Source organism: Nonomuraea lactucae (assembly GCF_003313395.1).
Classification (GTDB): Bacteria; Actinomycetota; Actinomycetes; order Streptosporangiales; family Streptosporangiaceae; genus Nonomuraea; species Nonomuraea lactucae.
Genome location: NZ_QNFZ01000172.1, coordinates 1 through 2,501 on the forward strand (window position 1 = coordinate 1; position 2,501 = coordinate 2,501).

The following is a 2,501-nucleotide window of genomic DNA, read 5'->3' on the forward strand; positions in this document are numbered from 1 at the left end:
CCGCCCGGCCCCGCCCGGCGCGGGCGCTCGGCGCGCGGTCAGGCGGGGACGGTGTGCGCCGCCCGTTACGCGGGGCGTTCGACCCGGTCGCCCGACCAGTCGGTGTGGAACGCGCCCTCCCTGTCGACCCGCTGGTAGGTGTGCGCGCCGAAGTAGTCGCGCAGCCCCTGCACCAACGCGGCCGGCAGCCGTTCGCGGCGCAGCCCGTCGTAGTAGGCCAGCGCCGACGAGAAGCCCGGAGTAGGCACGCCGATCCGCACGGCCGTGGTCACCACCCGCCGCCAGGCGTCCTGCGCCACGTTGACCGCCGCCGCGAACGTCGGGTCCGCGAGCAGCGTCGGCAGGGCCGGGTCGGCGTCGTACGCGGCCCGGATCCGGTCCAGGAACTTGGCCCTGATGATGCAGCCGCCCCGCCAGATCGTGGCCATGGCCCCCAGGTCGATGTCCCAGCCGTACTCCTTGGAGGCGGCGGCCATCTGGTCGAAGCCCTGCGCATAGGCGACGATCTTGGAAGCGTACAGCGCCTGCCGTACGTCCTCGATCAGCTCACGCCCGCCCACGCCCGAGAGCTCCGGGCCCTCCAGGCGGGCGGCGGCCGCGCGCTGCTCCGGGTGGCCCGACAGGGCGCGGGCGAAGACCGCCTCAGCGATGCCCGTCACCGGCACGCCCAGCTCCAGCGCGCTCTGCACGGTCCAGCGGCCGGTGCCCTTCTGCTCGGCCTGGTCCACCACCACGTCCACGAACGCCTTGCCCGTCGCCGCGTCCACCTGGTCGAGCACCTCGGCGGTGATCTCGATCAGGTAGGAGTCGAGCTCGCCCCGGTTCCACTCCCGGAACACGCCCGCCAGCTCCGCCGGCGTCGCGCCGAGCGCCTGGCGCAGCAGGTCGTACGACTCGGCGATGAGCTGCATGTCGGAGTACTCGATGCCGTTGTGCACCATCTTCACGAAGTGCCCGGCGCCGTCGGGCCCCACGTGGACCGCGCACGGCACGCCGTCCACCTTGGCGGAGATGTCCTGCAGGATCGGGCCCAGCGCCTCCCACGACTCCTTTGACCCGCCCGGCATGATGCTCGGGCCGTTCAGCGCGCCCTCCTCGCCGCCGGAGATGCCGGTGCCGACGAAGTGGATGCCCTTGTCACGGAGCGCCGCCTCGCGCCGCCGCGTGTCCGCGAAGTGCGCGTTGCCGCCGTCGACGATCATGTCGCCGGGCTCCATCAGCTCGGCGAGCTGGTCGATCACGGCGTCGGTGCCCGCGCCCGCCTTGACCATGATGATCGCGCGCCGTGGCCGCTTGAGCGACGCCACGAAGTCCGCGAGCTCCTCCGCCGGCACGAACGTGCCCTCGCCGCCGAACTCCTTCACCAGCTGGTGCGTACGGCTCGCGGAACGGTTGTGCACCGCGACCGCGTAACCGTGCCTCGCCAGGTTGCGGGCCAGGTTCCGTCCCATGGTCGCCAGACCTGTGACGCCGATGTCTGCCAAGTCCATCTCAACTCCTCCTCAGGAGATACGCACGCTGCAGCCCCGCCCGTTCGGCAGGATATTCCCGGGCTCAGTCACCCGGGCGCACCCCCAGCTCATAGAGCCGGTTCAGCATGTCCGCCGGGTCGGAGTACACCCGGAACGCGCCGCAACGTTCGAGCTCGTCCCTGCCGTAGCCGCCGGAGAGCAGCCCCACCCCGAGCGCGCCCGCCCGCCGAGCCGCGAGCAGGTCCCAGACGCTGTCGCCGACCACCATGGCGTGCCGCGGGTCCACCGCCAGCAGCGCCGCCCCCGCCAGGAACAGGTCGGGATCCGGCTTGGCCCGGCGCACCATGTCACGGGTGACCATCGGCGTGTCCTCGGGCAGGCCCAGCATGCCGAGCGCGAGCCGCGCCGTACGGGCCCGGCCGCTCGTCGCGATCGCCCACGGCACGCCCCGCGAGGTCAGCTCGGCCAGCAGCTCCGCGGCTCCGGGCAGCGGCCGGACCGAGTCGGCCTGCTCGGTGTAGGCGTCGGCGTGGGCGTCCTGCAACTCCTCGATCTGCTCCAGGGTGAGCTTCAACCCGGTCTCGCGCAGCAGCGCGTTGACGAACAGGCCGCCGCTCATCCCGATGCGCCGGTGGATCCGCCACACCGACAGGTCGATGTCCATCCCCGACAGTGCCTGCCGCCAGGCGATGACGTGCTGGTAGACACTGTCGATGAGCGTGCCGTCGAGGTCGAACAGAAACGCCGGCACGGGCGCGTGCGGAAGTTCGGTCATCGCTCCATGACACCATGGCCGGATGCGGATCATCATCGCGGGCGGGCACGGCCAGATCGCCCTCCGGCTCGAGCGGCTCCTCGGCGCCGACGCGATCGGCCTCGTGCGCGACCCGGGTCACCTCGCCGACGTCGAGGCGACCGGCGCCGGCGCGGTGCTGTGCGACCTCGAACGTGCGGGCGTCGAGGAGGTGGCGGCGATCCTGCACGGCGCCGACGCGGCCGTCTTCGCGGCGGGCGCCGGCCCGGGCAGCG

3 protein-coding genes are annotated in these 2,501 nt (G+C 72.7%); 1 reads left to right on the top strand and 2 read right to left on the bottom strand.

Annotated elements, in window-relative coordinates:
* Positions 1 to 65: 65 nt before the first annotated feature.
* Complete coding sequence (gndA, locus tag DQW85_RS11515; RefSeq protein ID WP_113700335.1) at positions 66 to 1,490, bottom strand: NADP-dependent phosphogluconate dehydrogenase; 1,425 nt, start codon at positions 1,488 to 1,490, stop codon at positions 66 to 68.
* Positions 1,491 to 1,554: 64 nt separating this feature from the next.
* A complete protein-coding gene (locus DQW85_RS11520; RefSeq protein ID WP_113700336.1) occupies positions 1,555 to 2,247 on the bottom strand; it encodes an HAD family hydrolase in 693 nt (230 codons plus the stop codon).
* A 22-nt stretch (positions 2,248 to 2,269) separates the two neighbouring features.
* Between DQW85_RS11520 and DQW85_RS11525 the strand changes: the two genes are divergently transcribed.
* The coding region (locus tag DQW85_RS11525; protein ID WP_162794905.1) for an NAD(P)H-binding protein at positions 2,270 to 2,501 on the top strand (232 nt) is incomplete at its 3' end.

Coding starts and splice junctions, on each gene's coding strand:
- gndA (WP_113700335.1), bottom strand. CDS start 1,490: ATGGACTTGGCAGACATCGGCGTCACAGGTCTGGCGACCATGGGACGG.
- DQW85_RS11520 (WP_113700336.1), bottom strand. CDS start 2,247: ATGACCGAACTTCCGCACGCGCCCGTGCCGGCGTTTCTGTTCGACCTC.